The 17,939-nt window shown below is 53.3% G+C and carries 14 protein-coding genes; 2 read left to right on the top strand and 12 right to left on the bottom strand.

Going from position 1 to position 17,939, the window contains the following annotated elements; translation table 11 throughout:
* Positions 1 to 143 precede the first annotated feature (143 nt).
* Positions 144 to 2,015 carry a heavy metal translocating P-type ATPase gene (locus HMPREF6485_RS04715; RefSeq protein WP_004345045.1) on the top strand — a complete coding sequence of 624 codons (1,872 nt, stop codon included), beginning with the start codon at positions 144 to 146 and terminating at the stop codon, positions 2,013 to 2,015.
* A gap of 29 nt (positions 2,016 to 2,044) precedes the next feature.
* Here the strand turns inward: HMPREF6485_RS04715 and HMPREF6485_RS04710 are convergent, their stop codons facing one another.
* The 10 genes from HMPREF6485_RS04710 to rplM all read right to left on the bottom strand — a co-directional run bounded on the left by HMPREF6485_RS04710 (position 2,045) and on the right by rplM (position 14,265).
* Positions 2,045 to 2,821, bottom strand: coding sequence for a glycosyltransferase family 2 protein (locus HMPREF6485_RS04710; protein ID WP_004341123.1), 777 nt, complete (start codon positions 2,819 to 2,821; stop codon positions 2,045 to 2,047).
* Positions 2,818 to 4,092 carry a glycosyltransferase family 4 protein gene (locus tag HMPREF6485_RS04705; RefSeq protein WP_044125837.1) on the bottom strand — a complete coding sequence of 425 codons (1,275 nt, stop codon included), beginning with the start codon at positions 4,090 to 4,092 and terminating at the stop codon, positions 2,818 to 2,820. The genes HMPREF6485_RS04710 and HMPREF6485_RS04705 overlap by 4 nt, the downstream gene beginning before the upstream one ends.
* Before the next feature lie 1,082 nt (positions 4,093 to 5,174).
* Complete coding sequence (ispF, locus tag HMPREF6485_RS04700; RefSeq protein WP_004345043.1) at positions 5,175 to 5,654, bottom strand: 2-C-methyl-D-erythritol 2,4-cyclodiphosphate synthase; 480 nt, start codon at positions 5,652 to 5,654, stop codon at positions 5,175 to 5,177.
* 85 nt (positions 5,655 to 5,739) lie between these two features.
* On the bottom strand, positions 5,740 to 6,945 hold the full coding sequence (porV, locus tag HMPREF6485_RS04695) for a type IX secretion system outer membrane channel protein PorV (protein ID WP_004345042.1): 1,206 nt from the start codon (positions 6,943 to 6,945) through the stop codon (positions 5,740 to 5,742).
* A gap of 105 nt (positions 6,946 to 7,050) precedes the next feature.
* Positions 7,051 to 10,623 carry a type IX secretion system sortase PorU gene (gene porU, locus HMPREF6485_RS04690; protein ID WP_004345041.1) on the bottom strand — a complete coding sequence of 1,191 codons (3,573 nt, stop codon included), beginning with the start codon at positions 10,621 to 10,623 and terminating at the stop codon, positions 7,051 to 7,053.
* Positions 10,624 to 10,626: 3 nt separating this feature from the next.
* Entirely contained in the window at positions 10,627 to 11,244 is a 618-nt protein-coding gene (locus HMPREF6485_RS04685) for a fumarylacetoacetate hydrolase family protein (protein ID WP_044126264.1), read from the bottom strand.
* 107 nt (positions 11,245 to 11,351) lie between these two features.
* Complete coding sequence (tsf, locus tag HMPREF6485_RS04680) at positions 11,352 to 12,350, bottom strand: translation elongation factor Ts (RefSeq protein ID WP_004345039.1); 999 nt, start codon at positions 12,348 to 12,350, stop codon at positions 11,352 to 11,354.
* Between the two features lie 37 nt (positions 12,351 to 12,387).
* On the bottom strand, positions 12,388 to 13,221 hold the full coding sequence (gene rpsB / locus HMPREF6485_RS04675) for a 30S ribosomal protein S2 (RefSeq protein WP_004341131.1): 834 nt from the start codon (positions 13,219 to 13,221) through the stop codon (positions 12,388 to 12,390).
* A 182-nt stretch (positions 13,222 to 13,403) separates the two neighbouring features.
* Positions 13,404 to 13,790, bottom strand: coding sequence for a 30S ribosomal protein S9 (gene rpsI / locus HMPREF6485_RS04670; RefSeq protein WP_004341133.1), 387 nt, complete (start codon positions 13,788 to 13,790; stop codon positions 13,404 to 13,406).
* Between the two features lie 13 nt (positions 13,791 to 13,803).
* The gene (gene rplM / locus HMPREF6485_RS04665) at positions 13,804 to 14,265 is read right to left on the bottom strand and encodes a 50S ribosomal protein L13 (protein ID WP_004341134.1); all 462 of its coding nucleotides are present in this window, start codon (positions 14,263 to 14,265) and stop codon (positions 13,804 to 13,806) included.
* A gap of 861 nt (positions 14,266 to 15,126) precedes the next feature.
* Between rplM and HMPREF6485_RS04660 the strand changes: the two genes are divergently transcribed.
* Positions 15,127 to 16,023, top strand: a complete 897-nt coding sequence (locus tag HMPREF6485_RS04660) for an Rpn family recombination-promoting nuclease/putative transposase (RefSeq protein WP_211205717.1) — start codon at positions 15,127 to 15,129, stop codon at positions 16,021 to 16,023.
* A 160-nt stretch (positions 16,024 to 16,183) separates the two neighbouring features.
* Here the strand turns inward: HMPREF6485_RS04660 and HMPREF6485_RS04655 are convergent, their stop codons facing one another.
* Positions 16,184 to 17,224: an NAD-dependent epimerase/dehydratase family protein gene (locus HMPREF6485_RS04655; RefSeq protein WP_004345035.1), complete on the bottom strand. Its 1,041-nt coding sequence runs from the start codon at positions 17,222 to 17,224 to the stop codon at positions 16,184 to 16,186.
* Complete coding sequence (locus tag HMPREF6485_RS04650) at positions 17,221 to 17,937, bottom strand: IspD/TarI family cytidylyltransferase (protein WP_004345034.1); 717 nt, start codon at positions 17,935 to 17,937, stop codon at positions 17,221 to 17,223. Before HMPREF6485_RS04650 ends, HMPREF6485_RS04655 begins: the two co-directional genes overlap by 4 nt.
* Between the last annotated feature and the right edge of the window lie 2 nt (positions 17,938 to 17,939).

Genomic DNA, 17,939 nt, shown 5'->3' with positions numbered 1-17,939 from the left:
CGTCCACTTGTCAACTCGTTTACTTGCCTCTTCATCCACTTCTTTGCAACCGAGTTGCAAAACTTTTCTCTTACCTTTGCAAACGGAAACGGGAAACATAGCCCATCTGAAGAAGTGAAAGAAAAGAACCAAAACAAGATGATATGAATCGAAAACTTGTAAGAATCCTCCTCTCGGCCGTGCTGCTGACGGGAGCCGTAGTCGTAGAGAAAACTGCCGGCCTTGCCACATGGCAACTGCTGCTGGTTTATCTCGTGCCCTATCTGATAGCCGGTTATGATGTGCTCGGCGAAGCCGTGGAAGGCATCATGGAGGGAGACCCGTTTGATGAAGACCTGCTCATGAGCATCGCCACCATCGGTGCACTGCTCATCGGCTTTCTGCCGGGAGCCGAGACCGAGTTTCCCGAAGCCGTGTTTGTGATGCTGTTTTTCCAAGTGGGCGAACTTTTCGAAGACTATGCCGAGGGGCGCAGCAGGGAGTCTATCTCCCACTTGATGGACATACGCCCCGACATTGCCCATGTGGAGCGCAGCGGCAAACTGGCAACCGTGGCTCCCGAAACCGTGATGGTGGGCGAAACCATTGTGGTGAAGCCGGGAGAAAAGGTGCCGATGGACGGTGTGGTGACGGAAGGTACATCCAGTCTGAACACCGTGGCCCTGACGGGCGAGAGCGTTCCCCGCACGGTGACGGTCGACGGCGAGGTGCTCTCGGGCTGCGTCAACCTCTCGGGACTGCTCAAGGTGAGAGTCTCCAAGACCTTCGGCGAGTCGACGGCATCAAAGATTATCGAACTGGTGGAGAGTGCCGGCGAACACAAGTCAAGAAGCGAGACCTTCATCACTAAGTTTGCCCATGTCTACACACCGATCGTGGTCGTTGCCGCCCTGCTGGTGGCCTTTATCCCTCCTCTGCTGTCGGGCGATTTCCTCGCCGGTTTCCCTGTATGGCTCAATCGCGCCCTCACGTTCTTGGTCGTTTCCTGTCCGTGCGCTCTCGTCATTTCCATTCCCCTCACCTTCTTTGGCGGCATCGGCGGAGCCTCGCGTCATGGCATCCTCATCAAGGGTTCCAACTATATGGACACGCTGGCCAAAGCCGGTACGGTGGTGTTTGACAAGACGGGCACCCTCACCCACGGTGTATTCAAGGTGAACGCCATCCATCCCCATGAGTGCGACGAACAACGCCTGCTCCACTTGGCTGCCCACGTGGAACGGTTCTCCACCCACCCCATCGCCCTATCGCTGCGGGAGGCTTATCCCGACGAGCAAGACAACTGCCGCGTGGAGCATATAGAAGAGGTGGCCGGACAAGGCATCCGGGCCGAAGTGAACGGTGACACCGTGTGCGTGGGCAACGAGAAGATGATGCAGGCCATAGGGGCTGAATGGAGACCCTGCCACCATGTGGGCACAATCATTCATGTGGCCATCAACGGGCAGTATGCCGGCCACATCGTCATCTCCGACCAAATAAGAGAAGATGCCCACGAGGCCATCAGCCGGCTCAAGGCTGCGGGAGTGGAAAAGACGGTGATGCTCACGGGCGACCGAGAGGCCGTAGGCAAGCATGTGGCGGAAGAGCTGGGAGTGGACGAAGTGTATGCCGAACTGCTGCCGGCTGACAAAGTAAGCCATCTTGAACGGCTGATAGCCGAAAAGGGGGAAGGCAAGAGTCTCGTGTTTGTGGGCGACGGCATCAACGACGCCCCCGTGCTGGCACGTGCCGATGTGGGCATCGCCATGGGCGGCCTCGGGTCGGATGCGGCCATAGAGGCAGCCGACGTGGTGCTGATGGACGACCATCCGTCCAAGGTGGCTCAAGCCATCGCCATCTCCCGACACACCATTGCCATCGCCATGCAAAACGCGTGGTTTGCCATCGGCGTCAAGGTGCTCGTGCTCATACTCGCCACTTTCGGGTTGGCCTCCATGTGGATGGCCGTCTTTGCCGATGTGGGCGTGATGGTGCTGGCCGTGCTCAATGCCCTGCGCGCCTTACGGCAGTAGTCAACAAAGGGCATAACGCCCCTACGCCCTTACCGTTTCAGCAAAGCTCTGGCGACAAACCAGAGATGCATCATCACCGTGGTGGGCAGTCCGTAGTGGCTGCGCATCACGGTGAATCGTTCCCGGAGCGAAGCGCGGTGGTTCTTCACCGTCATGCCGCCGTCAAGATAATGGGTGACCACGGCATGGAGATTCTTCAACGGCAGATGCTTGCACTCACAGGCTTTCATCACGCGGATGCACCAGTCCACATCGGCCGAATAGCGGTAGGCGGTGTTGTAGCGCACCTCGCGGGCCACGGCAGTGAGGGCATAGAACGACTGATGGCACACAAGCATGCCACGGCTGAACGACCGCCAAGAAAGATGCTCGGGTGGCGAAAGCCGGCGATGGCGGAGAAAGCGGCCTTCATCGTTCACGATGTCGGTGTCACCATAGAGCACTCCGGGATTCTCCTCCCCGTCGCCCACACTGCCGGCAATGAATTCCAGCGTGTCGGCTGAGGGAAAGGTGTCGCCGGCATTGAGAAACACGAGATAGTCGCCTGTGGCCCGGGCTATACCTTTGTTCATGGCATCGTAGAGGCCACGGTCGGGTTCCGATGTGATGACTACCTCGTGGAGGCTCTCTTCTTCCGCATTTTTGCGGCGGTAGTCTTCGGCCAGTTGAAGGGTGCGGTCGGTGGAAACGCCATCTATAATAAGGTGTTCCACATGCGCGTAGGTCTGTGCAAGCACACTGTCGAGTGTGCGTCCTACAACGGCTTCGGCATTGTAGGTGCAGGTGATGATGGTGAAACGAATCATAGCCTGTATTTTTTATAGGCTATGGCCTCGTTGTAGACTTCGATATATTTCATGGCTACACTTTGTTGCGAATAGTTTTGGGCCACCTTCCGGAGTGCTCTTTCCCGAAGCTCCTCCCGGTCGGCCTCGGCCAGCACCCACCGGAGTCCGCGTGCCAGGTCGGCGGCATCGCGATACTCGGCCACATAGCCGTTTTGCCGGTGGTCGATCATCTCCGGAATGCCCCCCACCCGGAATCCCACACAGGGCACTCCGCAGGCCATGGCCTCCATGATGGTATTGGGCAGGTTTTCCGACAACGACGGCAGCACAAACAAGTCGGCCGCGTTGTAGACATCCACGATGCGTTCAGTGTCGTTCACGTAGCCCAGCGGGTAGACGGGGAAGTCAAATTCGCCCACGATTTCTTCGGAATGGCCACCCAGCACCACGAGCCCTACTTGCTCTTTCAGTTCGGGACACTCGGCCACAAGCTGCCTGCAAGCCTCCACAAGATAGCTCATGCCCTTGTTCACATTGGTGATGCGCTGCGAGGCAAAGAGGATGAATTGCTTGTCTGGCGGCAAGTTCAGCCTTTGGCGGGCCTTCTGCCGGTCTGCAACATGGAACACGTGGGTGTCAATGGGGTTTGGGATGCTTGTCACGGGCAGCCCTTCCAACAATTTGCTCTGTCGGGCCTGCCCTTCAAGCCAACGGCTACAGGCCACAAAAAACGCACTCTGCCCGACCAGCAGCCGCTTCTTGCGCCTCCATATCTTTGTGGAAAGGTCGCTTGCCGAACCGCCCCCGGGCAGATACTTGCAGTGGGAGCAGCCCGTCTTGAAGCGCGAACAGCCGAGCGTGAGATGGCATATCGCCGTGGCCGGCCAAATGTCGTGCATCGTCCACACCACAGCCTTGCCGCTGTTGAGTATCTTCCTGATGCCTTTCAGCGACAACATGCCCTGATTGACCCATGAGAGGTGAATGACATCGGCCTCCTTGAACTCGCGCAACTTGGTGATGTCGTTGCCCATGCAGGCTGTATCTATCTCCCACAGATGCCGTTTCGAGAAATGCAGCCGGCAGAAGATGCACCACCGCTCCCACAGAAAACGCCAACGGAGCAACGGCGATCGGGGCAGGCCCACCACCGTGATGTCCTGTGTCTCCTTGTCTCTTACGAGCATCTTGGCTTTCACCCCATTATTGTTCAAGGCATCCACCAACCGGTTGGCGGCCACGGCCGCTCCCCCCATCCGTTCGCTTGTATTTACAATCAGTACACGCATACTTCTTAATGTTCTGTTTTTTAAGTCGTGCCGACAAAAGAATGCAACGCTGCTTCCTGCAAAGAAGTCCGTTGCCTTCGGCCAAACTTCTCGGCAAACCCAATGCTCGCCCGTCTTTGCTTATTCTTTTGCAAAGATAGTGTTTAATTTTTTATTTCCTTATTCTTTATCCCGATATATTCGGTCTTCATTTCTTCTTGCCGAATCTTTTTGGCCTTTAGTATATAGCACTAACTATTAAATGTTTTGAAAAAGCCTTACATGGGATTTTCCTGCACTCGTCTGGGCTGCCAATCTTATTCGCCCCATTAGCCGCAGTCACCCCTTCAAAATTCCCACCAAGCCCAAACGACATTGCAAAAGGGCCACAGTTGGAAGGTCATTCGGCCCGAGTCAGAACCTCAAAAAGGCCCTTTTACAAGGTCGTTTGAGCCAAGTGGCACTCCAAAGCAAGATAGAAAAGCCCTCTTTTAGAGGTGGAAACTAAAAAAAGGGAGCACGTGTATGCTCCCTTGGCTGATGCAAAGATACAACCAAAATGGGCGAATTGCAAATCGGTTGCGAAAAGATCTGACAACAGCAGAAGCCATCCGGTGCCATTGTCTCGTTGCATCTTGCAGCCACGCCTTGTCTCCGGACTCCGCCGGCTACGCTTCTTGCATGAATGCTCATACCTACCCCGCCCCACATATACGCACAATAAAAAATGCGCCGCAACTCTCAACGAGCTATGGCGCAAATTTTATGTTTAACTAAAAAAATCCTTTTTTAAACTAAAGACGGCCTCGCGGCTATCTCTTTGTTACCGTTAAACAATCTTTCAATCTACCTTAAATCTAATAACTAAAAACCTAAATCTATTACTAACCTAAACAATCTATTAACCTTTTGATGATGCAAAGGTATGGCTATTTTTCCAAACGGCCAACACTTGCTGTCTTTTTTCATCAGAAAAACGGGTTTTCTTGACATAAATCAAAACTTTGTGTCCGCACACATACTACGGAACTGCATTTTAAGTCCACAAAAAAAAGCCGACTCAACGAGCCGGCCCCAAAATCTTAACCTTTATGAAGGAAGTCTTAGTCTCTATGAATCAGCACCACGGCATAGGCCGAGATGCCTTCTTCGCGCCCGGTGAAACCGAGCTTCTCGGTGGTGGTGGCCTTGATGGAGATGTCTTCTTCGTCGACTCCCATCACCTCTGCAAGGCAGGCTTTCATCGCCGGGACATGGGGATTGAGCTTGGGACGCTCCGCACAAATGGTGGCATCGATGTTGCCCACGGTGTAGCCCTTGGAGGCGATGAGGTCTATCGTCTTGCGCAGCAGCAGCTTCGAATCCACGTCGAGGGTCTCGGCCGCCGTGTCGGGGAAATGATAACCGATGTCACGCATGTTGGCTGCGCCGAGCAACGCATCGCAAATGACATGGATAAGCACATCGGCATCGCTGTGTCCCAACAGCCCAAGTGGGTGTTCTATCTTGATGCCACCCAGCCAAAGGGCTCTTCCGGGCACGAGCCGATGCACGTCGTAGCCCATTCCTACTCTTATCTTCATACGGTTTATAGTTGTTGGAGTTGTGTCTATTTGTGTGAGGGATACTGCCAAGGCTCGTCCATAGTGGCCTCCTGAGCACGGAAGATTAACGGCGGCGGAAAAGATCCTTGATGCCGTCCATGTCGAAACTGAGGGTGAAGCGCAGGGTCTGGTCGAGCGGATTGCTTTTGGCCGTGGCTATGACATAGCCTGCATCGAGCGAGAACACGCTCATCTTGAAGCCCGCACCGACGGTGAAATACTTGCGGTTGCCCTTGTTGGCACTCTCGTTGTGATAGCCGGCACGCACGGTGAACTTGTCGTTGTACACGTATTCACCGCCGATGCTCCACTGCACTTCCTGCATCTCTTCCTTGAAACCGCCGGGAGCATCGCTGAAACTCTTGAAGATGCCGCTGATGGAAGACCGGTCGTAGTATTTCTTCTGCACATAGTCCCGATAGTCGAGATACTTGTCTTTGTCGGGTGCTTCCTTGTATTGGTCTTCGGTGGGATAGGTGGGCACAAGCAGCTTGTTGGCATCGGCCGCGATGGTGAACCTGTTGTACTCGTCAATAGGAATCATGAGCGAGGCACCCAGACGCAAGTTGGTGGGGATAAACTCATTGGTGGAGCCGCCATCGAAAGAGATTTTGGAACCGATGTTGGAAATGTTCAATCCCAATCCCAACTGGCATTCGCGATTGCCGAGGTTTACATAATTCTGATAATAGGCAGCAATGTCGGCTGCGAAAGCACTGCCGGGCGTAGTGTCGTCTTTATAATTATAGGTGAGGTCGGAATAAATCCAGCGCAAGGCGGCTGCGATGGAGAACTTCTCACTCAACATGAGCGAGTAGGCCACGTCTACCGACATCTCGTAGGGCCGGATGGTCATGGCCGGACCGTTGGTGTTGGTGGCATCCTGCTCATTCATAAAGACCTCACCGAGCGAGAAATAACGCAGCGAACCGGAGACGGCACTGTAGTCACCGATACGATAATAGCCGGCAAGATAGGCCAAATCCATGTCGCTCACGAGTTGGCGCAACCACGGAGTGTAGTTCAACGCCACACCGGCGCGGGAGATGGCAAAAGGATATTTGGCCGGGTTCCAATACTGGGAAACCACATCGGCATCGGTGGCTACACCCACATCACCCATACCGGCAGCCCGGGCATCAGGGGCAATGGTCTGTGAAGTGACCGAGGCATTGACGGGATTGAAGATGTCTTTCTTGCCATCGGCAGAGGCTGAAAGCACCAAAAGGGACAATGCCACGGACAAAACTATTCTTAGGGACTTATTCATTCTGATATTGATTCGTTATTCTCAGCTCGCAGCCTTCACCCTGGCGACACGCATTGTCGACAGGCGAAACGGCACAAGCACTAATCTGTTAACGCCGGCAGGTGTCTAATTATTGCCCAAGACTATCAATTTCTTGGCCTTGGACACCTTCGCACTGCCGTCGGCCGAGATGCGGGCACGATAGATGTAGACTCCGGTATGCAGGCGATGCCCACCATCGACAGTGAGATCCCAGTCGACAGTGTAGGCGGAAGAGGTGGAAACGCCGGTCTCGTCATGCCGCCAAAGCAGACGACCGGAAGTGTCAAACACCTCTATCTCGACATCCATCTTGCTGCCGGTGCGGTCGTGATTGAGGATAAAAGTAGTGGAGGTGGTGGCCGGATTCTTGGTTGTCCCCACGCTGAAGAGAGTGGGTTCAAGACCTTTCACAACATTGAAGGTGAGTTCGGCTGTCGATGAATTGTTCAGCACATCCCAGGCGCGGAAAAGCAGCCGGTGGGGGCCGGGGGCCAACTCTGGCAGGGCATAGCGGGTGGAACCGGAAGTATAGGAGCCGAAATCGAAGGTGAAATTGCCATTAAGGTTATAGGTCATCTCCATACTTCCGTCAACGATAAGCTGCAAGTCGTGCCCGATGCCACTGCCGGCAGCATTGATACCGTCACGATCTGACACTTCGGCCACGAAGAAAGGGGCTGTGTTGACATTACCACCGTTGACAAACGAGGGCGAATTGAGATAGCAATAAATGGACGGACCGATGGAGTCGTTGACCGTTTGTCCACCGGCACCCACCTCAAACCGCTCACACTCGCCATGGGCACGGACAGATTTGTCGGCACTGAGGGCGTACAGATTGAGCAAACCCGTGCCGTCGGCATAGTTGATATCCTTAGGCACGGCAAAGGAGAGACTGAAACGGCCCGCCCGCACATTGTCGGCACCTTGGTAGAGGGTCTTGGTACGGTCGTAATAAGTGAAAGGAACGGAGGCGCCGTCTTTCGAAGTGTCGTTGAGACGGCAGGTGATGAGTTCCTTGGTGTCGCGCACGGTGGCAGTCACCACCCCATCAAAGGGTTTCACTGACTCCACATGACCGCTGATGCGGGCCACATTCCCCGCCCCCAACCGCGGCATTGCAGACGACGAGACAGGCACACCGTTGATGGAGTCGACCACCACCTGCGCCATAGGCAGATTGAGCGACAGTGCCGGGTCGCCCAAAAGGGCGTACTGCAACTTGTTGCTGGTAAGGTCTTTGCCAGTAGATATCAACTCATTGCGCGCCAACCGCTGGGCCTCTCCGAGCGTCATGGGCTTTCCGCCGGGCTTGCTGAGCACGTATTTGAGGAAAGCCATGTTGATGAGTTTGTTGTAGTAGGCGTACACGGTGCGCGTGGTGCCATAGAAAGCCACCGCTCCGCCCTTGGGATTGAGCAGGGCCGTCTCGCCAATGGTGGCCTGCGTGCCGTCGAAAGGCATGATGTCGCAGGAGGCAGTAATCCACAACGGCAGGTTGGTGTTGGTGAATTGGGCGAAGTCGGTGATGCGGAGCACCGACTCATGGGATATCTGCACTTCGCTGCCATGACCGGCATAGTCCATGATGAGTGCTCCTGCGGCCTGCTGTTGCTTGATGATTTTGGCCACCTCGGGATAAGTCTTGCCCGTAGAACTGGACTCACGCTTGTAGGCATCCCACATCACTTTCTTGACAAGATAGCCGGGATAACGGGCGGCCACATCCTCGGCAGCATCGTTGGCATCTTCCATGTGCAGGTTGCCATTGCCGTCGTCACCCATGAACATGAGTGTGTTCTGCCATGCCCCGGCATTGGCATTGGTGGCATAGTTGATGGTCTTGTCTACCATGATCTTAGCATCCTCGGCATTGGATACGGGGAAACGCCCCACGCCGATGTCGAGCCTGTCGGCTTCTTCGAGATTGGTGCCCTCACCATCGTCCAACAGTCCGAACCAGCCATCGTCTACATAGCAGGTGACTTTATTGAAGGAGTTTTCGCTCTCGAAGCAAAGCAAATAGTCGTCGGGATTGAGGTTGCGGCACTCGGGGGTAAGCATGCGATTGTCCCACACGCCGTCGCCGAAGAGCAAGAGATACTTGGGCATCTCGGCAGCGGTGGAGGCACGGTCGTACATCATCTTCAGATACCGACGATAGGCAGCGGCATCGGGTGTACCACAGGAGAACTCGTTGAACAGTTCGTCGGCCGGCACGATGCGCACCGAAAGCGAATCGTGGGCCTCGTGGAAAGCCTTGAGCCGCTGGGCCTGCGCAAGCAATTTCTGAGAGGTGGGGATGATGATCACCATATCCACATTGGTGTCTGCATGGTGGTCTTGGTTGGTGATGTTGTACACATAGTCCGGTACGGCAAACGTGGCCGTCCTGAGGTCGGGCAACGGCTTGGGAGAAACGTAGGTGAACGAGATGAAATCGAGCCGCACGGTGCCTCCGCCCGCATTGGTGATGGTAACAGTGTCGCTGCCCGTGCCACTGAGGGCCACCAAGGCATCGGCCGATGCTGCGCCACCTTTGTCATATTCACCTAATCTGGGCGTGGTCATGGGGGCGTATTCCTTTCCGTTGTGCTTCCAGGCAACGGTTGTGGCTTCTCCGGCCGACACTCTGACATACAAACGGGTATCGGCAGCCTTGAATCGATCGCCTACAGGAGTCTTGATAATGTAACTTTTGGAGTTTCCGGAAGTGACGGGCGTGTTTTCAAAAAGGTTGCGCCCACCCGGCAGCCATGCGAAGTTATCCACTTCGTGCAGGTCATGGTAGAAGTCGGGAGACGAGGGATAAAAGCTCTCTACAAAGGCGGCTGAGTCAACAGTGGCAGGAGTGTCTTCTCCTTGCGTGATAAAATAGCAACCAACGGAAGAATAATAGTTACGGGTGCGCACCGTAGCCGTATTGCTACTCCAACTCACGGGGCCTTTTGCATAGAATAGCCGGCGGCCGTTGACGATGCAGGTGGGCACTTCCCGCAAGTCGTCGGTGGCTGCAAGTTCGGCCCCATCGAACCGCTCGTTTTGCAGATTACCGCCATAACCATAGACTTTCACCTTGCTCAAGTCGCTGAATCCGGCTTTGCGGACGAGGGCTTCCGTGAGCTGATAAATGCCCGACTCGGGCACGCTGATTTTGGCCCAACGCCCCGAAGCCAGCACCGAATGGGCGGCATATCGCTCCTGCACGGTGGTGCGGCTCTTGGCCAACAGCCTGCGTTGGGCACGTTTGAGAGGCGTGGACTGTACGCGGAGCATGAAACTCACGAGAATGCGATACCTGCCGTCGCGGAAAACGAGCGGGCAGAATGTCACCGACAGGGACGGCTGCTTGCGGGTGAGTGCCACCGTCTGCACGGGAACAGGCATTTCGGGAAGCGGTGCGCCCGAGAGCCGGTTATAGGCTGCAATGTCGGCGGAGGTGGCATCGATGAACTCCGGATAGTCTATCGTGACCGTATAGAGCGAATCTGCATAGTTGGCGGAAAGGGGCATGATATATGAAACGACCGGCAAGACCGAATCAATCTTCACATCCGAAGCCGTGAGATTGAAAAACTTCCTCTGCGCCGCGACCGGTAGCACCGATACGGCGAGAAACAGCAATATCGCCAAAAGGTTTCTTGTCGTCTTTGTCATAAACTATTTGCAGTTGAATTCGAGCACCTTACGGTCTTCAAGATAACCTTCAAGGTGGTCGTCGATATGCACGGGGCCACACCCGGAAGGGCATCCGGTGTAGAGGATGTCGCCCGTCTTGAGTGTAAAGTAGCGGCTAGTGTAGGCGATGATTTCATCTACCTTGTAGAGCATATCGCTCGAACATCCTTCCTGAACGGTCTGCCCGTTGATGTCGAGATGGAACCGGATGGCCTGAATGTCGCGGAATTTATCCACCGGCACCCACTCACCAAGAGCAGCCGCACCGTCAAATCCCTTGCACAATTCCCACGGCCTGCCGGCTGCCTTGAGCTTGGTCTGAAGGTCACGGGCCGTGAAATCAATGCCCACAGTAACAGCATCGTAGTAGCGGTGGGCGAAACGTTCGGAGATAGTCTTTCCCAGCCGGCATATCCTCACCACCAGTTCGGCTTCATACTCGATATTCCCCAGATGGTCGGGGATGAAGAAAGGCTTGTGATCTTTAAGCAAAGCCGAGTCGGCCTTGGTAAAGATGACAGGCTCTTCCGGCTTAGATAACGCACCGTGGAGTGCTTTATTGTGTTCGGGATAGTTCATCCCGATGGCGAAAATCTTCATGATGCTCAAGTATTGCAGGTTGATGATGCAAAAATAAAAAAAAGAAGTCAAAGAACCAAGTTCTCCGACTTCTTTTATATTTTAGCGCGCTTTACAAGCGTGCGACATTATTCGGCAGCGAGTGTGAAGCGTTTGTAAGCCACGATGGTGAGATCTTTGTCAAGAGACTTCAGATACTCAGCCACGCTCTGCTTGTCGCCATCGCCAAACTGGAACTCCTGGTCAACCAGACAGTTGTCCTTGAAGAACTTGGCCAGACGGCCCTTGGCGATGTTCTGAATCATCTGCTCGGGCAGGTTGGCAGCTTTCTCGGCAGCCGTAGCTTCCTTAATCTGCTTGGCCTTCTCGGCATCTTCCTTGGTGAGCCAGCCCTTGTTGATATTGGACTCGATGTGGTCGTCGCTGTCAACGAGGTTGGGGTTGATGCCAGCCTTTTTGATAGCGTTGACAACAGCCTTCTCCACTTGCTCTTCCTTGGTTTTCTCGACAGCCACCTTGAACTCCTCGTCCTTAACCGACTGGGGAACAGATGCCTCATCAAGAGCTACCGGCTTCATGGCAGCCACCTGCATGGCAATCTTGTGACCGGCCTCCACATTCTCCTTGCTGAGCTGAACCATAGTGGCCAGTGTGTGCTTGTTCATGTGGTCGTAGACCTCAATATTGGCACCTTCGAGGAAGTTGTAGCCATCAAGTTCCATCTTTTCACCGGTGATACCGGAACGCTGGGTTACGGCAGCCTGAGCCTCCTGACCATCGGCCAGTTTCAGGGTCTTCACCTCATCGAGGCTACGAGCCTTGGCAGCAACGGCAGCGTCGAGAATCTCCTGCGTCATCTGGATGAAATCTTTACCATTGGCAACGAAGTCGGTTTCGCACTTCACAGCCACCATGGCAGCGAAGTCGCCCACTTTCTTAACAAGCACGCAGCCGTTGGAAGTCTCACGGTCGGAGCGCTTGGCGGCGATAGCCAGACCACGCTCGCGGAGCAAATCCTTAGCTTTGTCGAAATCGCCATCGGCTTCGGTAAGAGCTTTCTTTACATCGGCCAGACCGGCACCGGTCATAGAGCGAAGTTTCTTGATGTCTTCAATTGAAACAGCCATATTTTATTTCTGATTTTTTAATGTTGTTGATAGCATGTTATTCGGCAGCGGGAGCCTCTTCTTCAGCCACGGGAGCAGCCTCCTCGGCAGGAGCCTCTTCCTTGCGGGCCTTGCGGGCGCGCTTGGGCTTCTCTTCAGCCACCTCGGCCTGCTCGGCAGCAGCCTTCTCGTCGGCCTTCTCGGCCTTGCGCTCCTCAAGTCCCTCGGCAATGGCACCGCAAACGGCAGCGAGGATAACCTCAACGGAATCCTTGGCATCGTCGTTGGCAGGAATCACATAGTCGATATTCTTGGGATTGGAGTTGGTGTCAACGATACCGAACACGGGAATGCCCAGACGGTTAGCCTCCTTCACGGCGATGTGCTCTTTCATCACGTCAACCACGAAGAGTGCGCTCGGCAGACGGGTCAGGTCGGCAATGGAGCCGAGGTTCTTCTCGAGCTTTGCACGCTGACGGGTGATCTGCAGCAACTCACGCTTGGAGAGGTTGGCAAACGTACCGTCGTTCATCAGCTTGTCGATGTTCGTCATTTTCTTCACAGCCTTGCGGATTGTAGGGAAGTTGGTGAGCATACCGCCCGGCCAACGTTCGATAACGTAAGGCATGTTCACGCTTGCAGCCTTGTCGGCCACAATCTCCTTGGCCTGTTTTTTAGTAGCGACGAACAGGATCTTCTTGCCCGACTTGGCGATGCCTTTCAGGGCCTCCGCAGCCTCGTCAATTTTGGCTACGGTCTTGTTCAAGTCGATGATATGAATGCCATTGCGCTCCATGAAGATGTAGGGAGCCATAGCGGGATTCCACTTGCGACGAAGGTGGCCGAAGTGGCAACCTGCTTGCAGTAACTGGTCAAAATTTGTTCTTGACATTGTTTTGCTTTTTAAATTGTTTACTTTCTGTTTTAATTCTTTTGCCCAGAATCAGTCGGATAGTAGCTGCCGTTCCAAGGGCTTAACCCTGCGGACACCGTGCCCAACATCGGAACAACTTCCGGAGGAGCCGGACGACAGATCTAACCGATTTAGATACTAAACGAAATAGTCCGGTCGGATTAACGCTTACTGAACTGGAAGCGACGACGGGCCTTCGGCTGACCGGGCTTCTTACGCTCAACAGCACGGCTGTCGCGAGTCAGGAATCCGGCATCCTTGAGTGCCTTCTTGTCCTCGGCGTTGATCTTGACGAGTGCGCGGGCGATGGCAAGGCGAAGTGCCTGGCTCTGGCCGGTGAAACCGCCGCCGTCGAGATTGGCCTTGATGTCGTACTTGCCTTCGGCTTCAAGAAGCTGCAGGGGCTGCTTCACCACAAACTGCAGGATGGCCGAAGGGAAATATACGGTAATGTCTTTCTTATTGATAGTGATCTTGCCGGTACCTTCAGAGAGGTAAACACGAGCCACAGAGCTCTTGCGGCGACCTATTGCGTTAATAAGTTCCATCTTGATTTCCTAATTATTTATACTGGTTGATATCGATTGCCTTAGGCTTCTGAGCCTCGTGCTTGTGCTCTGTGCCATTATACACATAGAGGTTGTCCAACAACGAGCGGCCGAGCGGGCCTTTGGGCAACATGCCCTTCACGGCGTGACGGATGATTCTTTCAGGTCCGTCTGGGCGCTTGCGCAGCTCGGCAGGAGTGTTGAAGCGCTGGCCACCGGGATAACCAGTATAGCGGGTGTAAACCTTATCAGTCTCCTTCTTTCCGGTGAAAACCACCTTGGCGGCATTGATAATGATTACATTGTCACCGCAATCCACGTGCGGTGTGAAGTTGGGTTTGTACTTTCCGCGGATCAGCTTGGCTACTTTGGAGCAAAGACGACCTACGACCTGGTCGCTGGCATCGATTACGACCCACTCTTTCTTAGCTGTTTCCTTGTTGGCGGAAATAGTCTTGAAACTTAATGTGTCCATTTTCAAATTTAAATTTACTACTAAAAAACGTTTTTAATTACAGTCACAGAGACCTCACGGCGCCTCCAGTCTAAAAGAGACCATCCATAGCTTTATCTCTGTCGCACAACCGATTCACTAACCATGATACTCGGCCAAAAGTATCACTATTAACACGACTGCGCAGAAGGGACTCTAAGTCAATCCCTACAATCGGAGTGCAAAGTTACATATTTTATTAAAAACAACGCACCATTATCACATCAAGAACACAATCGTTTAAACACTATTAACAGTTTTATAAATTATTAACCACGCATTATGCGACAATACTTGCCATAGAAAATGCTCTCTCAAGGGTAGCGGGAAACAGACACGTCCCTTGCAACAGCATAAAAGCAGGCGGAAACCATGTCAAAGAAATTCTGCACACATTTGCATTTTGCCACAACAATGTGTATCTTTGCATTGGCAAGGGAGGCACGCGGGTGCTTCCTTTTTTTCATATCTCCCCTTGGCGTAGGGGCGTTAGGCCCGAATAGCCTCGCAAAACGGCCTTTTTGAGTTTCTGACTACGGCCCTTTCGGTCTCTCACTGCGGCCCTTTCGCAAGGCCAAAGGGCTGAAGTGTGCTTTCATTTTCGTTTTTTTTGTCATCCCGGCCCCTTGGTTTTGCCATGCCATAGGATTGCCCGCATCTTCCATGTCATGCTTTTTCCAAATCTTTAATACATCGTACTATATACCAAATTCTCCACTCCACTGCCGATCAAACACGCAGAAAGACCGACCGGAAATCACAAAAACAAGTAAAGACTTGGTGGTTTATGAATTAAATGCTATCTTTGTCATATCATTGCCACCTATTTATATAATAAACAGAATGGAAGTAAAGGGACAATATATCAGATTTGACTGGGCCATGAAGCGCCTCCTGCGCGACAAGGCCAACTACGGCGTGCTTGAGGGATTCATCACCACGCTGCTCGGCAAGGCCATCAAAATCAAGAAGCTGCTGGAGAGCGAGAGCAACCAAGAGAGCATCGACGACAAGCAGAACCGCGTGGACATACTCGCTGAAGACGAAGCGGGGGAGCTCTTCCTCATCGAAGTGCAGAACGAGACGGAGTTTGCCTATTTCCAGCGCATGCTCTTCGGCACCTCCAAACTCATCACCGAATACATCAACCGGGGCGAAGGCTACGAGAACGTGCGAAAGATTTACAGCATCAACATCGTCTACTTCAATCTCGGCAATGGCACGGACATCGTGTATCATGGCAAGACGCAGTTTCGGGGCATACACAACGGAGAGGTGCTGTCGCTGTCGCCATTCCAGCAGCAGAAGTTCAACGTGAGCGAGGTGAGCGAACTCTATCCCGAATACTACATACTGAAGGTGAACGACTTCAACCGCCGTTCGAAAGTGCCTCTGGAGCAGTGGATCTACTTCCTCAACACCGGGGAGATTCCCGATGATGCCGATGCTCCGGGACTTGACGAGGCGCGCAGCAAGCTGAAGCTCGCCACGATGAGCAAGGCCGAACTCAACGCCTACTACCGACACCTCGACAACACAGTGATATTGCGGGACAACATTACCACTGCCAGAGGGGAAGGAAAACTGGAGGGGAGAATGGAAGGGCTGGAAGAAGGAAAAGCCCAAGGCATTGCCGAAGCCAAGCTACAGACGGCGCGCAAGATGAAAGGCTTGGGCATGGCAGACGATGTAATCGCCCAAGTGACGGGGCTGCCGCCGGATGATATTTCAAGGTTATAAACTGCCACTTTTCAGACAACTACAAACAATTAAGAGGAATGGCCAAGCAAGCATTTCCCCGCTTGACCATTCCTCTTGGTTTTATAAAAATATGCAATCAAGATGGCCGACTGTAACGAATGACATTCACATCATTGCCCTCAAGCCCCTTACTGTTTTCCTATTTCTGCTCCAAAAGAAAGCGCTCTTGCTCTATGATAGTGGCTTTCAGCTTCTCTTGCCAACTCTCCCTATCAGAACGATAGCCCAAAGCCAACAGTTTGGAGATGTCGAAAGTGGCGACATTGACCACAGAGAAGCCTTTTTTCTCAATCTCGTCGGGCAATTCCACAATCACTTTCCGTCCTACGGAAGAAGCCACTTCCAAGGCCAATTGCCTGATGGAAAAACATGAGTCGGGATCAGCCACGTTGTAGGCATTACCACTTTCGCCTTTCATCAGAATGAAAAGCAACGCCCGGACGGCATCGACCACATAGCACCACGACCTGTACTGGCTACCGTCACTTTTCATCAAGATGTCTTCTCCATGCAAAACATTTCGTATAAACTGTGCATACACCCGATTGTCAGACTCGGTGAAATGAGGTCCATACGTATGACATAGGCGCGCTATCACCGTATCCACACCATATTCCGCACCATAGGAGACGCAGAGTGTTTCGGCCGCCCGTTTGGAAGAGGGGTAGCAGGCACGCGGGGTGGCACAGTCCACATAACCGCTATCGGTCTCGCGAAAAGGAGTTCCACTGCCTTCTCCGTAAATTTCACCCGTAGAGATATACAAAAAACGCCTCATTCGATGTGTGCGACCATAGTCGACAAGATTGCAAACACCGAATACATTGGCTTTGACAACCTCTACCGGAGTCTTTGCGAAAGCACCGGGAGCGGCATCGCTGGCAGCATTGATGATGTAATGAAAATCAATGTTGAACTCAAGCGGATAGCAGACATCCAAAACGAGAAACTCAAAACGCTCATCATCCCAATAGGCGGAAAAGCGGCAGCGGGCACGATCCGCATTTCTCCCGGCAGCAAACACCCGGCAACGGATACCCGGCAGACTCATCAGTGCATCCACCAGACAACCTCCCAACAGCCCCGTGGCACCGGCCACAAGGATATTGCAGCCGTCAAGTTTGTCCCATGGAAGTGCCTCGTTGCCGATAGCCTTCACACTATCCCAATACGATTTCATTTCAGCCACGAGTCTTTTTGAGTGTGCATGAGGGCTTTCAGAATCTCCAAATCCTCAACCGTAGTCACTTTGATATTCTTCTCCGAACCCGGCACGATGTGCATTTCACGCCCACCAAGCTCAGCCATCAAAGTGCAGGAAGCCACCGAGTTTTCTATTCCCCTGACAGCTGCTTCCTCATGGGCTTCGATGATATTGCGCAACCGGAAAGTCTGGGGTGTCTGAGTCCTTATCAGCTTGTCTCTCGGAATGCTCTTTGTTGTTGAGAAGCCGTCCTCGCTTTCCAGTATGGCTTCCCTACAGCGGATGCCGGTAATGGCATACCCGTACTTCTGACAAATGGCTATATTCGACGAAATGATGTCTTGGGAGAGCAGTGGACGCACGGCATCGTGTATCAACACAAGATCTTCACCCTGACATCCTTCCTCACGCAAACCGTATATACCGTTGTGTATGGATTCCATGCCGGAGTCTCCACCCTTGAAAATCCATTTCAGCTTAGTGACCGAAAACTGGTTTGCATACGAACGTAGCACCGTTTGCCATCCATCCAGACACACTACGGCAATGCCGTGTATGTCAGGATGTCTCTCAAAAGCCAACAACGTGTGCACGATGATGGGACAGTCGTCCACGTGCATGAACTGTTTAGGAATATCCTGCCCCATCCTGTTGCCACTTCCACCGGCTATAATCAAAGCATAATTCATAA

Origin of the sequence: Segatella buccae ATCC 33574, from assembly GCF_000184945.1 — a bacterium.
Lineage (GTDB): Bacteria > Bacteroidota > Bacteroidia > Bacteroidales > Bacteroidaceae > Prevotella > Prevotella buccae.
This window is presented reverse-complemented; position numbering and strand designations above follow the sequence as displayed.

What these genes read in the sequence shown, in the direction of transcription:
- HMPREF6485_RS04715 (WP_004345045.1), top strand. Translation starts at nt 144, where the DNA reads ATGAATCGAAAACTTGTAAGAATCCTCCTCTCGGCCGTGCTGCTGACG.
- porV (WP_004345042.1), bottom strand. Translation starts at nt 6,945, where the DNA reads ATGAATAAGTCCCTAAGAATAGTTTTGTCCGTGGCATTGTCCCTTTTG.
- ispF (WP_004345043.1), bottom strand. Translation starts at nt 5,654, where the DNA reads ATGAAGATAAGAGTAGGAATGGGCTACGACGTGCATCGGCTCGTGCCC.
- HMPREF6485_RS04685 (WP_044126264.1), bottom strand. Translation starts at nt 11,244, where the DNA reads ATGAAGATTTTCGCCATCGGGATGAACTATCCCGAACACAATAAAGCA.
- rpsB (WP_004341131.1), bottom strand. Translation starts at nt 13,221, where the DNA reads ATGTCAAGAACAAATTTTGACCAGTTACTGCAAGCAGGTTGCCACTTC.
- tsf (WP_004345039.1), bottom strand. Translation starts at nt 12,350, where the DNA reads ATGGCTGTTTCAATTGAAGACATCAAGAAACTTCGCTCTATGACCGGT.
- rplM (WP_004341134.1), bottom strand. Translation starts at nt 14,265, where the DNA reads ATGGACACATTAAGTTTCAAGACTATTTCCGCCAACAAGGAAACAGCT.
- HMPREF6485_RS04710 (WP_004341123.1), bottom strand. Translation starts at nt 2,821, where the DNA reads ATGATTCGTTTCACCATCATCACCTGCACCTACAATGCCGAAGCCGTT.
- HMPREF6485_RS04705 (WP_044125837.1), bottom strand. Translation starts at nt 4,092, where the DNA reads ATGCGTGTACTGATTGTAAATACAAGCGAACGGATGGGGGGAGCGGCC.
- HMPREF6485_RS04655 (WP_004345035.1), bottom strand. Translation starts at nt 17,224, where the DNA reads ATGAAATCGTATTGGGATAGTGTGAAGGCTATCGGCAACGAGGCACTT.
- HMPREF6485_RS04660 (WP_211205717.1), top strand. Translation starts at nt 15,127, where the DNA reads ATGGAAGTAAAGGGACAATATATCAGATTTGACTGGGCCATGAAGCGC.
- porU (WP_004345041.1), bottom strand. Translation starts at nt 10,623, where the DNA reads ATGACAAAGACGACAAGAAACCTTTTGGCGATATTGCTGTTTCTCGCC.
- HMPREF6485_RS04650 (WP_004345034.1), bottom strand. Translation starts at nt 17,937, where the DNA reads ATGAATTATGCTTTGATTATAGCCGGTGGAAGTGGCAACAGGATGGGG.
- rpsI (WP_004341133.1), bottom strand. Translation starts at nt 13,790, where the DNA reads ATGGAACTTATTAACGCAATAGGTCGCCGCAAGAGCTCTGTGGCTCGT.